Origin of the sequence: Marseilla massiliensis (assembly GCF_016899955.1) — a bacterium.
Taxonomy (GTDB): domain Bacteria; phylum Bacteroidota; class Bacteroidia; order Bacteroidales; family Bacteroidaceae; genus Prevotella; species Prevotella intestinigallinarum.
On the sequence record NZ_JACJJL010000026.1, the window covers coordinates 31,463 to 50,430 of the forward strand.

Here is an 18,968-nt window from a genome sequence, read left to right on the forward strand (position 1 = left end):
TATATTATGACAACAGAAGATATACTACGGCTCAGAGACCTCGGCGAAGTAAGCAAGGTGCAGTTCAAGGAACGCATCTTGGACAAATATGACATAGGCTGCGAACTGGTTGCCATGAGTAACTATCGCGGAGGTCAGCTTGTGATTGGCATCCATGACAAGACAGGAGAATTTAACCCCTTGTCGTATGCCGAGGTGCAGGAAACGACCAACTTGCTCGGCAATATCGCTTCGGAGAATGTCGTTCCAAGCATCTTGCTCGACATTGATACAGCCCAAGTGGAAGGCGGCAGCGTGGTGGTGGCAACCATCAAAGAGGGAAACAATAAGCCTTACCACGACAACAAAGGCATTGTCTGGATAAAGAACGGTGCCGACAAGCGCAAGGTGTTCGACAATGCCGAGTTGGCGGAGATGATGTCCGAATGCGGCAGTTTCGCCCCGGACGAAGCAGTGGTGAAAGATGCTACGCTGGATGACCTGGATGAAGACACCCTCAAGGTTTTCCTGCAAAACCGCTTCTCCATCGTATTGGAGAAGAAAGGTCTGGTCGGCGACGCTCTCCGTGAAGCTTCTCTTGACGATATCGCCAATGCCATTGCCAAGGGACATGACTTGAACAAGCTGATGCGCAATCTGCGCTTTATCCGACCGGACGGAGGTCTGACCGTAGCCGCCATGCTGCTGTTCGGCAAATACACCCAGCGTTGGCTACCAGTCATGACGGCCAAATGCATCAGTTTTGTCGGGAACCATATAGGCGGCAAGCAATTCCGAGACAAAGTGAACGATGCGGATATGGAAGGAAACCTGCTGCATCAGTTTGAAACCATCATGGCTTTCTTTACCCGGAATCTTAAAAACGTACAGGTAGAGAAAGAATTTAATTCGTTGGGCAAGCTCGAAATCCCTTATAGCAGTTTGGTTGAGTTTGTGGTCAATGCTCTTGTTCACCGCTCTCTGAACTGGAATGCACCTATCCGTATCTTCATTTTTGACAACCGGGTGGAAATACACAGTCCCGGCATCCTGCCCAACGGCTTGCAAGTGGAAGACATTACCAATGGCACCTCCATGCCCCGTAACAATTTCCTTTTCAGCAATGCCATCTATCTTCTGCCTTATACGGGAGCAGGAACGGGTATCCAGCGTGCCTTGGAAGATGGGCTGCAAGTAGAGTTCAAGAATGACGAAAGGACACATGAGTTTTTGATTACGATAAAAAGGAATCCTAATTTAGAGGCGGACTCTGACACTATCCTTAGCAGAAACGAGGCTACCCCTGACACTATTCCCGGCAAAAACGAGACTACCCCTGACACTTTTGATGTGACCCCTGACACTCGCCCTGGCAAAAATGAGGCTACCCCTGACACTTTTGGTGTGACCCCTGACACTCGCCGGATGAAACTCACTCCCAAGCAAAAGGATGTGGTCAATTATTGCAACGTACCTCGTAGTAGTCGTGAAATACTTGAAAGAGCCGGGGTAAGTTATCATAGCAAGAATATCCAAACTTATATTACGGACTTGGTTGAAGCAGGGTATTTGGAAAGAACAATACCAGAAAGACCTTCCGACATGAACCAAAAATACCGGAAGAAATGAGCGCGATAGACAAAATATACAATTACTTCGATAGAGAGCCTGACTTGAAAGTCCTCTTTATCTTTAATGACGAGTTCCTGGCCGACGAGCTTCGCGAGGTGCAGTGGAAGGAAGGCTACCGCTTTGTGGACTTCCAGGGGGATTGGTTCACTGTGAAGTACAATCTGGACAACGCCTGGGCCGATGACCGGGTGGTGTTATACTTCCATCAGGAGTCCCCTTTGCAAAAGAAATCGTTGAGGGAGAATTTTCCGCTGCTCGACGTGCTGACGGCCAATATGGAATACAAAAGCCAAGATTATACCGCCTTTATGCAACAGTACGGATTACCCGACACGGACAAGCCGATGATGCGCTTTGTGGAAAGGAACATCATGGCGTTGCAGTCGGAAAGGATGCTGCGCCTGTTCGCCCCCTATTACCAGGACCGGAGCATCACGACCGACAAGCTGGTCCGAGGATTCATCAGCAGCTACATGGGCGTGCAGCGCATCCTGGAATGGGATGCTATCCTTTTGCGCGTCATCTTGTTGGGACGGGACGCGGAGCAACAGAAGCGGACGGACTTCTTCGTGAAGCTGCGCAAATGCAAGGATACAGTCGAAGCCTTAGGACGGAAGCTGACAGACATTTTCGGCACAACCATCGATGACAATACGGAAGAAAAAGTGGCTGATGTGGTGAAGGTGTTGAAATACAACGCTATCGTGCAGAATCTTGCCCCCGTGGCAGCGGATAACTATAAGCAATGGCGCATAGACAACACCCTTGCCCTGCAACAGATGAACCGCCTCTTGGAACTGGCACTCAGTCAGGAAAAGACGGCGGACGCGCTGTTGGAGGTGATGGACGAACTGGGCGATGCCGTCCGCGATGATGAACTGATACGCTGGTACGGAACGGACGCCAACTACTATTTCGTGCCGCCACGCCTCTGCCAGCCCATCGTGGCCGGACTGCTCAAGGATAAGATGGAAACCGAGCCGGAGGCGGTCATCAGACGGATAGAAGACCTGATGCTGAAGCTGAACGGACGCGGCATGACGGCAGCGGCCATGGACTATTGCCTGACCGTGGCGCAATACTACCAGAAAGCATTGGCACTCGGCTCGCTCACGCTCAACACGCCCAACGAATACGTGATGCGCTATCAGGAGGATTATTACGTGTTGGACCAGCTTTACCGGCAGGCCACCGAACAGTATTTCAAGGTGGACCCTTCGTGCGGATTGTTCCCCGACATCCAGCAGGCCAAGCACAGTCTTGACCTGCATTACAGCAAGCTCAACAACCGCATGAATCAGGAATGGACTCGCTGCATTCAGGAAACCGGAGGCATGGGCGGAGTACACCTGTCTCGTCAGCAAGATTTCTATGAGAAGCGCATCCGGCCCATGCAGAAGAAAGTGGCCGTCATCGTGAGCGACGCCCTGCGCTACGAGGTGGCGCAAGAACTGATAGGCGAACTGGCCCGGTCCAAGCATGTCGCCACGCTGAAAGCCATGCTGGCCATGCTGCCCACGGAGACCAAATACGGCAAACCGGCGCTTTTACCCCACCGGGAGCTGAAACTCTATGGACAAGAGGACAGTCAGAATATGTCAGTAGACGACCATATACTGAGCACCACCGAAAAACGCTCGGAACACTTGCAAAGATACAAGGACGGAGCCATCTGTGTTCCGTTTGAAACCGTAGCGGAATACAACCAACAGAAGAACCGCGAGATATTCAAACATCCGTTGGTGTATATCTTCCACGACACGATAGACAAGGCCGGACACGACGGTACGGCCAAGCAAGTGACGCAGGCATGCCGGGAAGCCATCAACGAACTGGCCACGATGATTCCCAAAATCCTCGCAAGCTACAACGTCACGGAAGTGTATGTCACCAGCGACCACGGTTTCCTGTTCAATGACATCGACTTTGCGGAAAAAGACAAGCACAAGATAGAAGAGGAAACCATTGAGCGCAGCACCCGTTACTATCTGACCCGCTCGGATGCCGAAGCCACGGGGATGGTGAAGTTTCCGCTCAGTGAAGTGTCGGGTATCTCGAACGGAAGCGATGTGTATGTGGCCGTGCCGCAGGGAACGAATCGCTTGGCGGCACCTTCCGGGGGATATATGTTCACGCATGGCGGAGCTTCCATGCAGGAACTAATCATACCTATTATAATATGTCATCAGGAGCGCGATGACAACAAACAGCCTGTGGGGGTGATGGTGCTCGACCGCAAACTGTCCATCCAGGCATCCCGGCTGCGCTTCAAGCTGTTGCAGACGGAGGCTGTTTCCATGGACATGAAGGAAAGATACATCCGCGTGGCCTTGTATCACAACGACGAGCCGGTCACACCTGTCAAGGATATCCTGCTGGACAAGACCGACCCGTCGCTGGACAACCGGAAGATTCAGGTGGACCTGACCTTGAACCGGAACGTGGACGCCAAGGTACTCCAACTGAAAGTGTTTGACGCAGCGGACGACCTGAATCCGCTCATCAAAGAGAACGTGACGAACAATACCTTGATTGAAAACGATTTTGACTTTGAATGATGGAACTACAGCAAAAGATATTGGATGCCTTCATCGGCAAGGTGGTGCGGAAGGACCTGGCTTTCCTCGTGAAAGGCGGACTACCGGTACCCACCTACGTGTTGGAGTATCTGCTGGGACAGTATTGCGCCAGCGATGATGAAGAAATCATCAACGACGGACTGGAGAAAGTCAAGCAGGTGATACGAAACAATTATGTACACCGGGCGGAGGCGGAAAGCATCAAAGGCGTCATCCGCGAGCATGGCAAGCACAGGGTAATAGACAAAGTAACCGTCACCCTCAACGAGCGGAGCGACGAGTACAACGCTACCTTTGCCAATCTCGGCCTGTCGGGAGTGCCCATCGGGACGGAGTATGTCCGCAAGAATCCCAAACTGCTGTCGGGCAACGGCGTGTGGTGCATTGTCACCATCGGCTATGTGTCAGGCGAAGAGGTCAAGGTACGTTGGGAGATACAGAACCTGAAACCCATACAGATTTCCCACATCGACCTGGAAGAATACATCGAGCAACGCCGGAACTTCACCACGGAGGAATGGCTGGACTTCCTGATGCACACGGTCGGCCTGAACCCGGAGGTGATGAACCGCCGCGAGAAATTCATCACGCTGGCACGGCTGTTGCCTCATGTGGAAAACAATTACAATTTTGTGGAGCTGGGGCCTAAAGGCACGGGTAAGAGCCACGTGTTCCAGGAACTGTCGCCCTACGGTGTGCTGGTCAGCGGAGGTGATGTAACCTCTGCCCGGCTGTTTGTCAAGATGCAGGGCAACAAGGAGATATTGGGACTGGTGGGCTACTGGGACGTGGTAGCATGGGACGAATTTGAGCAGCAGAAAGGCCGCAACGTGGATGCCGTGCTGATAGACACCATGCAGAACTACCTGGCAAACAAGTCGTTCAACCGTGGCAAGGGAACGCATGAAGCCAGCGCATCGATGGTGTTCGTGGGAAACACCAAGCACACCGTGCCGTATATGCTGAAAAACTCACACCTGTTTGAGTCCATTCCCACGTCTTTCATCAAAGGAGCCTTCCTCGACCGCATCCACCTGTATAATCCCGGATGGGAAATCAGGATTCTGAAGAAGAACAGCTTCTCAACCGGATACGGGCTGATAACGGACTACATAGCCGCCGTGCTGCACGAGTTGCGGAATGACGACCGTACATCGGCGTTGAAAGAATATGCGCGGTTTGACGGCTCGCTGTCTGAACGCGACCATCTGGCCATCCGCAAGACTTTCTCCGGATTCAGCAAGTTGCTCTATCCAGACGGTCGGATGACCGATGAGGAAGCACGGGAAATCATCGACTTTGCCACCGAGGGGCGCAAGCGTGTGAAGGACCAGCTGTATGCCATTGACGAGACTTTCAATGCAGAGCCTGCAAAGTTTGTCTACACCTGGTTGCCCACGGGAGAAAGCGTGAAAGTGGAAACGCTGGAAGGCTTGGAGTTTGATTCTCAAAATGCCACGAGCCAAAATCAAGACAATGCCCATCCGTCTTCGGAGCAAGAGCAAAAGGCAGGCATGGAGGGAACCACATCCGAAACATCATCCTCTACCACCAAGGGAAAACGTCCCCGTATTCCTGCTTTGACTTCCAAGGTCATCACCATCCGCGAAAACCAGGGCGGCATCACCTATAAGGGGCTCTTTGGCGACTATCTGCGCACGGCCAAGGAAATCAGGCTGACCGACCCGTTTATCCGTCAACCCTACCAGATAGACAACTTGGTAGACTTTATCCAGATGGTGCGTGACGTGACATCCGTGCAGGACACCATCAAGATTCACCTAAGTACACAGAACGAGGACGATGAGAAGGTGGCGGAAGTAATAGACAGCTTCAACGACCTGGCCGATGAACTGCTGCCCCTGGGCATTGAGTTCACCTACGACTTCAAGGCCGACCACGACCGCATGATACAGACCGACACGGGATGGACCATCACTTTGGGGCGCGGACTGGACATCTATGAAAAGTTCGGCCGTTTCTCCCTAAGTCGGGCCAACCAGCAGAACCGCCGTTGCAAGGCATTCAATGTGTCCATCAACCATACCCAAAACGAAACCAATAATTGAACAAATATGGAATACTTCAGACCCACATATACACCAGAAAGAATCACGAACCTAAGGGCGAATGAGATTTTTGTATTCGGAAGCAATCTGCAAGGAATGCACGGTGGAGGAGCGGCACGTATGGCATACGAAAAGTTCGGTGCCATCTGGGGCAATGGTGTAGGGTTGCAAGGTCAATGCTATGCCATACCGACCATGCAAGGTGGCGTGGAAACCATTCGCCCCTATGTGGATGAGTTCATTGCTTTTGCCAAGGAACGCAAGGAACTGACTTTTCTGGTGACTCCCATTGGTTGCGGAATAGCCGGATTCAAGGCGGAGGACATCGCTCCCTTGTTCAAAGAAGCGATAGTGGAAGAAAACATTGTGTTGCCGGAATCGTTTGAGGAGGTAATCATGCAAAGCCGTCCGTTAAGCAAGGCCGCTATTGACGTGTTGGCAAAGCGGATGCAAGCAAAGAATCCCTATTCCGCAGGTACGCTTTCTCACGGTATCTGGGAACATCAGCACTATTTTGAACTGTTGTGGGGCAGTTATGACCATTATGATTGGCACGAACACTTTGAAAAGTATGGTCTGTGCGAAGACTTTGAAAGAGGAGTGGTACTTACTGATGACCTCATGCACCAACCGGTCAATAAAGAATGGGTGTTCGGAATGTATATGTCGGCCGAGTTTCCACCACAGAAGCTGATGCTGCTGGAACAGTGCCATTATTATAAAGGAGAGCGATTATGTCCTTTTCGTTCACAGATGAAGGGCATGTTGTTTAATTATGAAAGATGCTGGGTGAAGTTCAATCTATTTCCACAAGACCATCCTCACATAGAAGAGGATTTGGATTATTACAAACATTGCGGACTTGCCGACTTATGCCCGGATGACGGTGTGCCCATGTCGATGAAAGCCTTGTTGCTTAACCGCTGGCTTTATTGGGGAGGTGATTTCGCGAATTTGGATAGTTTCAGGGAATGGTACCGCACTTTAGACTATACGAATGTGAATGGAGGATTAAGGAAAGAAGACCTCTATGATATTTCCAATCCGGATTTCTTGTTCTTTTGGGGACATCACGGCAATCCGGGTGAAACGACCAAAGCCTGTCTCAGCCAATGGTTCCCTTGCAGGTTTACCGTAAATGGTATCCATTACAACTGTGCGGAACAGTTCATGATGGCAGAAAAGGCACGAATCATGGGCGATGAAGATACAAGAAAAAGAATCTTGGCATCTACAGATCCGAAAGAGATTAAGGCATTAGGTAGAGAAGTGCGGAATTTTGACGAATACAAATGGCAAAAGCATCGTATGGAAATTGTCATTACCGGCAATCTGCACAAATTCATGGATAATGAAGAGCTGAAAGTCTTTCTGCTTGGCACAAGAGATAAGATATTGGTGGAAGCCAGCCCCTACGATACAGTTTGGGGGATTGGCATGAAAGAAGATGACCCAGACTGCAGGAACCCCCGTTTATGGAAAGGAGAAAACCTGCTTGGGTTCGCATTGATGGATGTGAGAGAAAAACTCAATAAGATAAAATAAGTAGCATTCACTATGAAATCATCGGACAAGCATCAAGCGTTTCGTCTGGCTCACATCTTTGCCATAGACCGTCTACGGATGGGAACGGACGGCCATGGAATCACTACGTTGGTTTGTTTCATGGGTTGTCCGCTTCGGTGTGCCTACTGTCTGAACGACCGCTGTCATGAGGAAATCTATTCGTATGGCAACAATGGCCTTTCGTTGAAAAAAGAAATCATACAATTGGATGTCAATGAACTCTATGACCGTGTGAAGGTAGACGACCTTTACTTTCAGGCAACGGGAGGTGGCATCTGTTTTGGGGGCGGCGAGCCGACCCGATACGCCAGTTTCATAGAGGAATTTCGTCGGATATGCGGTAATGTCTGGAAAATCACATTGGAAACCTCACTTTACTGTCCTGAAGACACCATCCGACAACTCGCACCGATAGTAGACCATTGGATAGTGGATATAAAGGACATCAACCATGTCATCTACGAACGATATACCGGGCAACCGAGCTGTATCCGTGACCACTCACTGAGCGTACTGCTCCAGACCTGCCGGGTGAAGGATATCACCGTGAAAGTCCCCCTTATTCCTGGTTATATATAATACGGATAAGGATGTGGACTACAGCCTTGATGAACTGGAAAGAATGGGGTTTACGAATTTTGAATGTGTACGCTACCTTCAAAGAGAATCAAAATATCACCCTCAAACAAAAGGACTGCAACATGAACGGAAAGGATAAATGCAATTTGCTCAGAGAAATCCGAAAGCGGATAGCCACGCAGTATGGATTGACCTATCAGCCAGCAGAATGCCGCCACGAAGGGGATTGCGCTGGCACATGCCCCAAATGTGACACTGAACTGCAAGACCTGCAAAGGCAATTAAAGGAGAAAGGTATTGAAAATATTGAACTTGACCGACAGATGAAGGAGATGGTTGACACCTTCAATCCGGGCGGTGATACGGACAATGACCTCATTGCCCTACAAGGTGATGTTGCCCCACCCGAATACAATGACAAAATAGAAATTACAGAAGGTATGCCTGTACCGCTTCCTGAAGGAATGTCCAATTTTCCCGAACCCAAAAAGAAAAGGGCGTTTTTCAAGGAATGTGCTGTTGCCGGCTGGAACTTCCATCATCCGGAAGACTTTTGGGATGAGCTGTATGAAGGTGCGGAGCTAGTCTTGATTCGCGAGCGCGCCAATAAGCATGACCGCAATGCGGTGGCCGTGGCATTAGCCGATGATATGGAAGGTGATACGGAAAATTTTGACTTTGATTGCATCATCGGCTATGTACCACGAAAGGAAAACGAAATGGTGGCGAAAATGATGGATATGGGATGGGGTGACGCCTTTACTGCGGAACTTACCACTGTCAAGGATAATGGAACTTACGATGAACGCTTACGTATGACCATCTATATTAAAAGCAAGATAGAAAGTACGGAAAGTTGGTATGTACAAAAGATGGATAACAGTTCCTGCCAAAACCTTTTGGAATTTCTTTATCAAGATGGTATCACACATTTCCGTTGGGGTGGTTTCCCTCCTTGGGAAAGAGATTTACCCCGAAAAGGTGACAAGGTGGTATTCATTCACCAATGTGGAGCGGATGCTGAACTCTACCTGATGCACACAATTGCCATAGGCGAGGATGCCATGCTTTTCTTGGAGAATCCGGAGGAGGAACTGAACATGGTTGATGATTGCGCCCCGTATGTACTGACGTTGGTCAAAGGGCCGATTATAGTTGACTTGCAGGAACTAAACTTCTTGAGCAACTGTAAAATCGGTTCTTGCCAACCGGAAGAAAAACTGTCTGAAGATTGTATTGCCAAATTAAAAGATTTATTCTTCAAAAAATAACGCCTATGCCCAAACTTCGCTGTGTAGTGGAACGCATCACCTATCAGAATCCGGAGAACGGATATTCTGTCATGAAAGTCAAGGTGAAAGGTTATGACGACCTTGTGACCTTGGTGGGCAACCTGTTGGAGGTGCCTGCCGGAAGCGTGCTGCTGTGCGAAGGTGACTGGAAGGTGGACAAGCGTTATGGCAGCCAGTTCGTCTGTCAGACTTGGGAGGAAGTGATGCCTGCCACTGTCTATGGCATTGAGAAATATCTGGGAAGCGGTCTGGTGAAAGGAATCGGGCCGAAGTTCGCCCAACTCATTGTGAAGCAGTTCGGGCTGGATACCATCGAGGTGATAGAGACCGACATCGAACGGCTGTATGAAGTGCCGGGCATCGGCAGGAAGCGTGTGGAGAAAATCCGCGAGAGCTGGGAGAAGCAGAAGGACATCAAGAACGTGATGCTTTTCCTGCAAGGCTATGGGGTAAGCACGGCCTATGCAGCCAAGATATACCGCCAATACGGCAAGGAGAGCATCGACAAAGTGAAAGAGAACCCTTACCGCCTGGCGGATGATATCTGGGGCATCGGCTTCAAGACAGCTGACGGAATCGCAGGGAAGATGGGATATGAGAAGAACGACCTGCGTCGCTGCAAGAGCGGCATCATCTATACCTTGAACCAACTGGCCAATGAGGGACACGTGTATGCCGAGGAGGAGCAGCTGGTGAAAGCCGCCATCTGTCTGCTGGAAGCGGATGAGGACTCCATCCGCAAAACCCTGACCGACATGGCACGGACGGAAGACCTGAAGACAGAGGATGAAGCCATCTACCTGCCTCCGTTCTACTTTGCCGAGGTGGGCACGGCCAACCGTCTGCTTGCCCTGCTCCGTGAGTCGGAAAGCAATCTCTTTGCGACCCGGTTCAATGCTGCGGAACTGTCCAAGGAAACTGGCATCACGTATGACGAGGTGCAGTTGCAGGCCATCGGGGAAGCCCTTCGCTCCAAGGTTATGGTGCTGACTGGCGGGCCCGGCACAGGCAAGACCACTACGACCCAAGGTATCATCGCCGCACTGAAACATCTGGGGCTACGCATCCTGCTGGCCGCTCCCACCGGACGGGCTGCCAAGCGGATGAGCGAGGCTACGGGCATGGAGGCTAAAACCATCCACCGCCTGCTGGAGTACAATCCGAAGGACGGCTACAAACGCAACGAAGAGAATCCGCTGGAAGGCGACGCGCTCATCGTGGACGAATGTTCCATGATAGACATCATTCTGATGAACAATCTGATGAAGGCGGTCTCCACTTCCATGCGCCTCGTCATGGTGGGCGACATCGACCAATTACCCAGCGTAGGAGCCGGCAACGTACTCCGCGATATTATCGACAGTAAAAAGATACCCGTCATCCGCCTGACGCGCATCTTCCGGCAGGCACAGTCCAGCCGCATTGTGATGAGTGCCCACGCCATCAACCAGGGCCGTTTCCCCGATACCAGCAACGGCAAGGACACCGACTTCTTCTTCATGCAACAGGAAGCCCCGGAGAAGGTAGCCGAGGAAATCGTGAACCTCGTGAAGAACCGCCTGCCCAAAGCCTATCACCGGAAAACAGCCGACATCCAGGTGCTGACACCCATGCAACGGGGAATAGTAGGCGCGGCCAATCTGAACATGGCCTTGCAGCAGGCGTTGAACCCTTCGGGCGTGTCGCTAAACCGCAGCGGCTATTCGTTCCGTCAGGGCGACAGGGTGATGCAGCTGCGGAACAATTATGACAAGGACGTCTTCAACGGGGACTTGGGCTTCGTAGAATCAGTCGATCTAGAAGAGCGCACCTTATACATCAACTTTGAAGGGCGCATCGTGGAATACGATGTTTCCGAACTGGACGAGCTGACACTGGCCTATGCCACCACCATCCACAAGTCGCAAGGTTCGGAATATCCCATCGTGGTGATGCCCGTCCTGATGACCCACTATGTGATGCTGCAACGCAACCTGATTTACACGGGCATCACCCGTGCCAAGAAGATATGCGTGCTCATCGGCACGAAGAAAGCACTCGCATTTGCCATCCGCAACATGACGGTGCTGAAACGCAACACGAGGCTGAAAGAACGGTTGAACCCGGCATTGGGGCAATCCGTATCACCCAAACAGATACGCCCCTACATCTTGGGAAATCCGGAGGATGAAACAGCCATTGCCGCCGAACCTACGGTAGGTTATGACAAAGGAGACAAATAAACATGAATACCGAATGCCAATACATAGCCATTGACCTGAAGTCATTCTACGCCTCGGTAGAATGTGTGGAACGGGGACTTGACCCGCTCAACACGTGCCTGGTCGTGGCCGACCCGTCGCGGACGGAAAAGACCATCTGTCTGGCCGTATCGCCTGCGCTGAAAAGCTATGGAATCGGCGGCAGGCCACGGCTGTTCGAGGTGGTGCAGAGGGTGCGTGAGGTGAACCGGCAGCGGGGACGCTCCGGGAAATCGCACTCGAAAAAGGAACTGGACGCACACAGGGAGCTGGCCGTGGACTATCTGGTGGCACAGCCACGCATGGCGCATTACATCCAATACAGCACACGCATTTATGAAATATATCTCCGCCACATCGCCCCGGAGGACATCCATGTCTATTCCATCGACGAGGTTTTTATGGACGTGACATCCTACCTGAAGAATTACCGGATGACGGCTCACGAGCTGGCCATGAAAATCATCCGGGAGGTGCTGGCCGAGACAGGCATCACCGCCACCGCTGGCATTGGCACGAACCTTTATCTCTGCAAGGTAGCGATGGACATTGTGGCCAAGAAAATGCCTGCCGATAAGGACGGCGTGCGCATCGCGGAACTGGACGAGATGACTTACCGCCGTCTGTTGTGGGAACATACACCGCTTACGGACTTCTGGCGCGTGGGCCGTGGAATTGCCGCACGGCTGGCGGCCTACGGCATCCTGACAATGGGCGACATCGCCCGCTGTTCCATTGAGCGTGAGGACTTGCTGTATAAGCTGTTCGGGGTCAATGCGGAACTGCTGATAGACCATGCCTGGGGATGGGAACCTGTGACTATGGACTTGATAAAGGCATACCGTCCGGAAACAAACTCAGTCAGCAGCGGACAGGTGCTCCAGTCGCCCTATACGGCAGTCAAGGCACGGAATGTGGTACTGGAAATGGCGGACAGTCTCTCTCTGGACCTGGTTGACAAGAGACTGGTGACCGACCAGCTTGTGCTGACTATCGGTTACGACACTGAATCCGCTGACGGACAGGAATATCAGGGAAAAGTATCAGGGCAAAGTGGCGACCGACCGCTATGGCAGACAAGTCCCGGTTCATGCACACGGAACAGTAAACATGGAGCGTCCGACCTCTTCCGAAACAATCCTCATGGAGAAGTCCGGCGGACTGTTCGACCGCATCGTAAACCCCGACCTGCTGGTACGCCGCATCACCCTGTCGGCAAACCATCTTATGCACGAGGCGGATATACAGCCAGACAATAAAGCGGTGCAGCTCGACCTTTTCACCGACTACGAAAAGCAGGAAAAGGAACAGAAAGCTGAAGAAGAGATGCTGGCTAGGGAACACCGCCGCCAGGAAGCCGTGCTGCAGATAAAGAAGAAGTTCGGCAAGAACGCCATCCTCAAAGGGTTGAACTATGCGGACGGAGCCACCCAGCGGGAACGCAACCAGCAGATAGGAGGACACCATGAGTAGATATGACGACATCATCCACTTGCCGCACCATGTCTCCAAGATCCGGAAGCCGATGCCGATGATAAACCGTGCTGCCCAGTTTGCGCCCTTCGCCGCTCTGACCGGCCATGACGAGGCGATAGCTGAGACCGCACGGCAGACCACACCGAGGCAGATACTGTCATCGGACGAACAGGAGATACTGTCCAGGCGTCTGACCTATGCCATTGACCACATCGGTGAGCGTTCCAATCTTACATTCATCTATTTTATTCCTGACACGTTAAAAGACGGCGGCAGAAATATCACAATTACCGGAGTAATACGGAGGTACGATGAGTTGGAAAGAACTGTCATTTTAGAGACAAATGAAATCCTATTGATTGACAATATCTTATCAATCTCAGGAGGGATGATAGAAAAGCTACAACAAGAATAACGTGTTCTCTACAAATTATACTTACCATTGAAAATCAAAGATATATGAGTAAAACAACATTCAATTATAAATGTACCATTAAATTAAATTCATTATGAGAAAGGTTTTCGTGTTATTGGCAGTGTTACTTTTGACAGCACAGCTTGCATGTGCTAAAAAACTGTATGTAGAGATGGAATACAAGAAAAATTCCATAAAACTTGATGATGGCACAGACAGAAAGCCGCAAACTGTCAAGGGAACTGATGGCAAAGATTTGAAATTCAACTCCCTGATAGGGGCATTGAATTATATGTCTCTTCAAGGATGGGAATTAGTCGATACGAAATCTGTTACCACTGGGGGCGGATTTGTAGGCGCATATGGAGGAGCAAGCTCAACCAGCACAACAGTATATTACATTTTTTGCAAGGAAGTTCCTGACGAAGAATTAGAAGAAACCGTGGCGAACTCTTACAGGAAAGATTAAACCTATTCCTGCCATTGCAAGTTGAACCTATAATATAAATAGCTTATGATAATCCGCAAACGACCTATCATATCTTGGCTGCTCAATATTGACAACGTGGAAGATGAAGGAAAATTCGGCGTGCCCATGCTGAGCAACAAGCAACATTTTGGATATTTGGCCAATGGCCTGAAATTCCTGTCTGATGTCCGCCAGACACAACCGGATTGGGGCATACCCGAACTTCTCATGCCCTCTTTTGAGGTAGTCATGAAGAAAAGCGCAAAATCATTTTACGGCATTGACCATCAGCTTTTCCAAGAGTTCTACAAGGATAATGTCTGTGGCATACTCCTTTCCAGAGACTGCGGGACGATTGTTTATGGATTTGGAGAAGACACATTGCATGTGTGGCTGTTCAGGGAGGATGGCGGCATTAGCAACCTGTATATGTATTTTTACATAGAATCAACCAAGGACAATGTACGGCATATATACACGTGGCCGACATTGACGGCAGATGACCAGCTTTTTGCCGGGAATAAGGAGGAACGGGAACAAATTTATGAGAGGTTGGCTAACAAATTGATGGTATATCTTGCCGTTAAAAAATATGTAAAGGTAGAAACAATCATCGTACCCGTTGGAACAACCGCTAAATTGGATGATAAGATTTTGGGGTACAAAAGCAAAGAAAAGGTCAGGAATGAGAGCGGTCAGGAAGTAATTGTAATGGATTCGAGGTGGTTCCGCAAGATTGTGAATGACAATGAAATATTCGTCAGAGGATTTTTCCGCTTCCAAAATAAAAAGGATGAAAAAGGGGAATGGTACAAGGAATTGATTTTTGTGGACTCTTTTGTGCGGCACGGTTATCATCGCAATGCCCTGATAGAGGAGGAAAACAATAGTAAGGAGTAGAACGGCACAATTCTTACCTCAAAGGAATACATTACCCCGACCCACACCTCACGGCGCAGGTCGGGGTCTGAACATTTCAAGGAATTATGCCGGTGTCCTCGCCTCCAGGAAGCGGTAGGCGTTGGCGTTTACAAGTCCTACAATTCGGTCGTGGTATTCCGTGTTGGAGTTGCACAGCCCCCGGCTCTGTATGACCTTGCCCTGGCTCAACGAGAATTCCACGGTCTCGATGCGGTTGCCCTGGCGGTCGTGTGCCGACAGGATAACGCTGTCCACCTTGGCGTAATACTCGCATTGGAACACGCAATGGTGAAGGCTGCTTCCCTCTGCTTGGAAAGCCTCTATGGAATCAAGCACAGATATTTCAATGTCGTCGTCGCTGATGACAATCCCGAAGTAGCGGGACTTTTCCCTATAGAAGTCCGTCTCTTTCGCCTTGGCTCTCAACATCTGCTCCTGACTCCTGCGCTTCTCCGCCGCCTTGTTCCTTTTGTCCAGCCAATTGTCATGGGCGGCTTTGAGGTCTATAGGGCAGACATACTTAGCATTATGGATGTCCTTTTCGCATTGCTCCAACAAGCGGACGGTATCGCACCACAGGCCGTAGTCGGACGGGCGGTAATGATGTCGTGCGGCCACCTTGTACGACTGCCAGCACGTGTCCAAATCCAGCGGACGGCTCACAAAGTAAGCCACGGCCTGCAAGTCCTTGGACTTCATCATCGTCTCTATCCGGCTGTCCGTCAGCAACGCCTTCATCAGCCTTGCCGGATGGCAATCATCGGGAAGCCTGCCTCTCATGCCGTTGCGCCTCAATTCAGGAAGCACCTTATAACGTGGGTAAACGTATGTATCGGAAATCACCCAATGCACTTCGGACAAAATCTTCAAGTCAATCCCTGTACACCAATTAAAGCTGTCCACATACCAGCCCAAAGTCCTCGCCCTTGATGTCACCGCCATTTTGCCCTCGGCATTGAGCCACAGGCGGCACACCTCCATGCAGGACGTTTTCAACATCATTCCTTTCCGGCATACGGCTCTCAGCAGGAACACACGCTGAACTTGCAAGCCGTCCACCACTTCAAGGGAAGAGAAATAGGCGGACTGCACTTCCTTGCGCTTCAACGTGTCCCTTACCTGCAAGCGGTGTCCGCAATGAGGGCAACATACCGTCTTGCCTTTCCCTTTATGGTCAAACTTCGCTCCGCAGTCACCGCACGTGCAGTTATGGCCGGACGTGCGGAATGCGATATGTACAATAACATTACTTACAGCCCATTCAACAGCTTTGGGGCTGAGGGCGGTCAGCTTCCCATTGGAAGCCGCCACCGCCTTTTCAAATCTGTTCCTCGGTTTCATGCTCAAAAGTTGTCAAAGAGTGATAATGTCGGTTGGCTCTCCGGTTGCGGCTTGTGGGCTTTCGGCCTTGCATTGCGTGCCTGTATCTTGCGCAGCTCCTCGTCCTGATAGCGTTTGAGCGCGAGTGCCCTCTGTTCTGCCTTTTCCTCCTCCGTCAGTTCAATATGATGGTTGACCACCACGTTGCACTGCAATGGCTTGCCTATTTCAAGTTCCGGCTCGTCTATGCAATGGACAGCCAGTAAATAGATTTCATCGTCGGCAAATCCGCAACAGCCTGACTTCTGCACTTCATTAAGAATGAATGTTATCACATCGTCCATAGTGCGTGTCGTGGTTTCATACTTGGCACGGAAAAGCTCATCTTCCTTTGCCCTTTGGTCAAGATAACCCTTGATAATCTCCTTGAAATGTTCTGTTCCTTTCATATGTCCTTGTTTTTACGTTATAAAATCCATACAGGTTAAATCGGCAGTCCTGCCAGCAGTTCCAAAAGCGGTATGGTGTTGATGTCTCTGTCGAAGCGCACCTGCCAGTCCGGCCTTGCCAGTAGGGACGGCATGAACTTCTTTACGACAAACCGTTCATTGTCGTTTGAATAGCAGTCGATAGTGGCGAAGTTTGCCCCGTCCTTACGGATGTGAGCAAAGAAGGGCGGCATACCGCAGAAGCACTTGCGGACGCTCTCCCTGTCCCACAACAGGGTAAGCTCGTAGATACTGCCCTTGTAGCTGATATTTTCCTTTCTGTCTATGAGTTTTATTGCCATAACGTCTGATTTTTTGAAGTTCTAATCTTTTTCCCTTTTGTTTGAAGCCTTGCGGCTTCCGCTCCGGGATTTTACGGTACGGCATGACGGAAGGCGCAAGGGGCAAAAGGCGGACGTGACCAGTGGAAAGAGGCCGGAATACCCGATTTGGCACAAATCGCGGAAGGCTGCCGGACGCTTTCCACGCAGGCAAGAGGAGCGTCGTTCGCCGCCGCCACGGCCTTCCGTTGCTTTGTAGCGGAAAATCTGCCGGAGCAGAACGCCCATAGGTTCAAGAACAGGAAATCTCGATGCCATAACCGATGACACCGAGATTTCAATATATCCAGGAATAAAATTCTTAGCCTTCTACGGCAAGGGTATCTCAAACGACTTCACCACGCATTGCGCCTCCTTGTCCAGAATGAACCAGTATTCAGAATGATAGCCCTGTCCGTCCGCGTCCACGCCCTCGAAGTCAACCTTGACCTTCCAGCCGCTGAACGGTTGCGGACTCCCGTCAAGCGGGCCGCCGAAGTCCATCAGCCGCCTCAGGCTCGACATGGCCGACATCTGCCGCTCCATCAGGGCGGCCGTTTCCTTGTCGTCCGGGTCGAAGTCCTCAAGCCCGTCCGTAGCCTCCATCACCTTCCTGTTGATTTCCACCATGGCCATGGAAAGGGCCATCTTCTCCTCCTGCGTGATGTAGGTATGCCCGAACACGGAATCCGGCTTGCTGACAGCCAATATCCGTATGGATTCGGGATTGTCCACCGATGCCCTCAATGCCTTTTCGGCCATGTCCGCCGCACGGTCATTCAGATTGTCCGAACAGCAGACAAGACAAAACACGCCGCTCCAGAACAGCACGATGGAGGCGAGTATTATCCCAATCTTCATCCCCGGTCTCATATCTTCACAATTTGAAGTTTGTCCGGCGACACGCCGAGCCGTTTGCGGTAGATGCTGCCGTCCTCACGGTACATCTCCAGTTCCGAAGAAGTGATGCCCTTCTCGCAGATTTCCTTGGCTTCCTCCAGGGTGAGCTGGTGCCCACCGATGTTGCGCCAGATGGCGAAGGAGCAGGGCGCATTCTGATTGGCATAGTTGGAGCAGTTGAACGCCCGGCTTCCCACACGGATTTCCCCTCCGCAATGCGGACACCTGCCGATGACCGGCTGCATCAGGATGTTGCCGTCGTCGGCCAGCTCCAGCACGGTTGGAAATGCCTTTCCCTCCTTGGAGGCGAAACCGTCCAGCAGGATGCGGCGTTTCTCCAAAAGTTCCGCCACCTCCGCGTCCGCCATCTTGCGGTTGCCGATGATGGCGTTGATGTTCAGTACGCAAGAGGGGCTGTCGCCGATGTTATGCTCACAGCGGTACCCTTTGCAGGTCTTGACCACGTTGCCGCCGCACAAGGGGCAGCGGCCGATGATTTTCTTTTCTGTTTCCATTGCTGTATGAATTGATTGTATTACCGATTGAATCATTTATGTTTTTCTAATTGAAGCCACGCTTCCAGTCGGCCACGATGCCGCCGATGATGTTCTTTCCGGACATCACGTTTGCCCATCCTTCCGGGTCGAGCGAGAACCAGAGGTCGTTCCACGAGAGCGTGCGCACCTGCCATGCCAGGATGAACAGGTCGGTGTTGATGGCTTC

General features: G+C 51.0%; 15 protein-coding genes and 2 pseudogenes. 12 read left to right on the forward strand and 5 right to left on the reverse strand.

Annotated elements, in window-relative coordinates; genetic code table 11:
* Positions 1-6: 6 nt before the first annotated feature.
* The 12 genes and pseudogenes from H6B30_RS13035 (at position 7) to H6B30_RS13085 (ending at position 15,196) form a co-directional block, all read left to right on the forward strand.
* A complete protein-coding gene (locus tag H6B30_RS13035; RefSeq protein ID WP_205111297.1) occupies positions 7-1,608 on the forward strand; it encodes an RNA/DNA-binding domain-containing protein in 1,602 nt (533 codons plus the stop codon).
* Complete coding sequence (pglZ, locus tag H6B30_RS13040; protein WP_205111299.1) at positions 1,605-4,169, forward strand: BREX-1 system phosphatase PglZ type A; 2,565 nt, start codon at positions 1,605-1,607, stop codon at positions 4,167-4,169. The genes H6B30_RS13035 and pglZ overlap by 4 nt, the downstream gene beginning before the upstream one ends.
* Positions 4,166-6,259 carry a BREX system Lon protease-like protein BrxL gene (gene brxL / locus H6B30_RS13045; RefSeq protein ID WP_338088996.1) on the forward strand — a complete coding sequence of 698 codons (2,094 nt, stop codon included), beginning with the start codon at positions 4,166-4,168 and terminating at the stop codon, positions 6,257-6,259. Before pglZ ends, brxL begins: the two co-directional genes overlap by 4 nt.
* A 6-nt stretch (positions 6,260-6,265) precedes the next feature.
* A pseudogene (locus tag H6B30_RS16395) lies at positions 6,266-6,655 on the forward strand (A1S_2505 family phage non-structural protein); the annotation flags it as partial.
* Between the two features lie 51 nt (positions 6,656-6,706).
* A complete protein-coding gene (gene ybiA / locus H6B30_RS16830; RefSeq protein ID WP_439116969.1) occupies positions 6,707-7,804 on the forward strand; it encodes a riboflavin biosynthesis intermediates N-glycosidase in 1,098 nt (365 codons plus the stop codon).
* Between the two features lie 12 nt (positions 7,805-7,816).
* Positions 7,817-8,404, forward strand: a complete 588-nt coding sequence (locus tag H6B30_RS13055) for a radical SAM protein (RefSeq protein ID WP_239484030.1) — start codon at positions 7,817-7,819, stop codon at positions 8,402-8,404.
* A 29-nt stretch (positions 8,405-8,433) separates the two neighbouring features.
* A complete protein-coding gene (locus tag H6B30_RS13060; protein WP_239484041.1) occupies positions 8,434-9,675 on the forward strand; it encodes an HIRAN domain-containing protein in 1,242 nt (413 codons plus the stop codon).
* Positions 9,676-9,680: 5 nt separating this feature from the next.
* A complete protein-coding gene (gene recD2, locus H6B30_RS13065; protein ID WP_172774771.1) occupies positions 9,681-11,918 on the forward strand; it encodes an SF1B family DNA helicase RecD2 in 2,238 nt (745 codons plus the stop codon).
* A gap of 2 nt (positions 11,919-11,920) precedes the next feature.
* Positions 11,921-13,409, forward strand: a pseudogene (locus H6B30_RS13070) (Y-family DNA polymerase).
* Positions 13,402-13,827: a YolD-like family protein gene (locus H6B30_RS13075; RefSeq protein ID WP_205111305.1), complete on the forward strand. Its 426-nt coding sequence runs from the start codon at positions 13,402-13,404 to the stop codon at positions 13,825-13,827. The pseudogene H6B30_RS13070 and the gene H6B30_RS13075 overlap by 8 nt, the downstream one beginning before the upstream one ends.
* A gap of 94 nt (positions 13,828-13,921) precedes the next feature.
* Positions 13,922-14,296, forward strand: a complete 375-nt coding sequence (locus H6B30_RS13080; protein ID WP_022384485.1) for a hypothetical protein — start codon at positions 13,922-13,924, stop codon at positions 14,294-14,296.
* 96 nt (positions 14,297-14,392) lie between these two features.
* Positions 14,393-15,196, forward strand: a complete 804-nt coding sequence (locus H6B30_RS13085; RefSeq protein WP_205111307.1) for a hypothetical protein — start codon at positions 14,393-14,395, stop codon at positions 15,194-15,196.
* 84 nt (positions 15,197-15,280) lie between these two features.
* Here the strand turns inward: H6B30_RS13085 and H6B30_RS13090 are convergent, their stop codons facing one another.
* The 5 genes from H6B30_RS13090 to H6B30_RS13110 form a co-directional block, all read right to left on the reverse strand.
* Positions 15,281-16,558, reverse strand: coding sequence for a PcfJ domain-containing protein (locus H6B30_RS13090; protein ID WP_205111309.1), 1,278 nt, complete (start codon positions 16,556-16,558; stop codon positions 15,281-15,283).
* 2 nt (positions 16,559-16,560) lie between these two features.
* Positions 16,561-16,986 (reverse strand): PcfK-like family protein, encoded by a 426-nt coding sequence (locus tag H6B30_RS13095; protein ID WP_205111311.1) that lies wholly within the window; start codon positions 16,984-16,986, stop codon positions 16,561-16,563.
* 35 nt (positions 16,987-17,021) lie between these two features.
* Positions 17,022-17,327 (reverse strand): hypothetical protein, encoded by a 306-nt coding sequence (locus tag H6B30_RS13100; RefSeq protein WP_205111313.1) that lies wholly within the window; start codon positions 17,325-17,327, stop codon positions 17,022-17,024.
* A 348-nt stretch (positions 17,328-17,675) separates the two neighbouring features.
* On the reverse strand, positions 17,676-18,218 hold the full coding sequence (locus tag H6B30_RS13105; RefSeq protein ID WP_205111315.1) for a hypothetical protein: 543 nt from the start codon (positions 18,216-18,218) through the stop codon (positions 17,676-17,678).
* On the reverse strand, positions 18,215-18,760 hold the full coding sequence (locus tag H6B30_RS13110; RefSeq protein WP_205111317.1) for a topoisomerase C-terminal repeat-containing protein: 546 nt from the start codon (positions 18,758-18,760) through the stop codon (positions 18,215-18,217). The genes H6B30_RS13105 and H6B30_RS13110 overlap by 4 nt, the downstream gene beginning before the upstream one ends.
* Positions 18,761-18,968: the final 208 nt, after the last annotated feature.